This is a genomic window from Stenotrophomonas pictorum JCM 9942 (assembly GCF_001310775.1).
GTDB lineage: Bacteria > Pseudomonadota > Gammaproteobacteria > Xanthomonadales > Xanthomonadaceae > Stenotrophomonas > Stenotrophomonas pictorum.
On sequence record NZ_BAZI01000564.1, the window covers coordinates 1 to 1,341 of the forward strand.

The window sequence follows — 1,341 nt, forward strand, 5'->3', positions numbered from 1 at the left end:
CCCCGCTGCGGAAAGGCGCCGCGCTGCCGGCGGCTCAGTCGCGCGGTGGACGCTTGTAGGCCACGCAGTCCACTTCCACCTTGCAGTCCACCACCATGCGGCTTTCCACGCAGGCACGGGCCGGCGGGTGCTCGCCGAAATAGTGTTTGAACACGCCGTTGAAGGCGTAGAAGTCGCGCGCGTCGTCCAGCCATACGCCGCAGCGCACCACATGCTCGGGGCCGTAGCCGGCCTCGGCCAGGATCGCCAGCACGTTGCCGATCACCACGTGCGACTGCTCGGTCACGGTGCCGGCGACCAGCTCGCCATCGCGCATCGGCACCTGGCCGGAGACGAACAGCCAGCCATCGGCCTCCACCGCCCGCGAGAACGGCATGTGCTGTTTGCCCTGGCCGACGCCGCCTTCGGCGCCATAGCGCTTGATGTCACTCATGGGTATTCCTTTCTATGTATGAGGTGTACCGGGAAGTTGCGCCGGTTCAGGCCGCTGGCGCCGGTTCCGGATGGATGAACCGGCCCGGGCGGGCGGTAACCTGGCGGCCGTCGTAGGCCAGCCGGCCGTTGACCCAGACCGCGTCGATCCCTTCGGCGGCGCGGATCGGATCGTGGAAGCTGGCGGTGTCGCGCACCCGGACCGGGTCGAACAGCACCAGGTCGGCCCACCAGCCTTCGCGGATCTGGCCGCGGGCGCCCATGTGGAAGCGCGAGGCCGGCAGCCCGGTCATCTTGTGCACGGCGGTGTGCAGCGGGAACAGCTGCTCGTCGCGCGCGTAGTGGCCGAGCACGCGGGGGAAGGTGCCCCACAGCCGCGGGTGCGGGCGCGGATCGCGCGGCAGACCGTCCGAGCCGATCATCGTCAGCGGGTGGCTGAGGATGCGGCGCACGTCGGTTTCGTCCATGCAGAAGTAGACCGCGCCGGCCGGCTGCAGACGCACGGCGGCCTCCGTCAGCGGCAGATGCCAGTCGGCGGCGATCTCGGCCAACAGCCGACCGCCCTGGTCCGGTTCGGACTCGGACCAGGTGATCAGGATGTCGTAGGCATCGGTGACCTGCTTCAGGTCCAGGGTCGAGGCGCTGGCGGCGTAGGGATAGCAGTCGCAGGCCACGTCCTGCCCGGCCGCGGCGTGCTGCAGGTGTTCCAGTACCTCGGCGCTGCGGCCCCAGTTGTCCACGCCTGCACATTTGAGATGCGACACGCGGACCGCGGCTTGCGGCGTGCGCGCGGCATGGAGGGCTTCATCCATCGCCGCGAGGATGCCGGCGAACTCGTCGCGCAGGTGGGTGGCGTAGAGCCCGCCAGCCGGCAGTTCCCCGGCCAGTGCATCCACCTCGGTGGACGGG

2 protein-coding genes are annotated in these 1,341 nt (G+C 69.9%); both read right to left on the reverse strand.

All coding sequences use genetic code 11. From position 1 onward, the window contains the following. Positions 1 to 34: 34 nt before the first annotated feature. On the reverse strand, positions 35 to 433 hold the full coding sequence (locus tag JCM9942_RS16065; protein ID WP_054660859.1) for a RidA family protein: 399 nt from the start codon (positions 431 to 433) through the stop codon (positions 35 to 37). 46 nt (positions 434 to 479) lie between these two features. Then, the coding region (locus JCM9942_RS16070) for an amidohydrolase family protein (RefSeq protein WP_157722998.1) at positions 480 to 1,341 on the reverse strand (862 nt) is incomplete at its 5' end.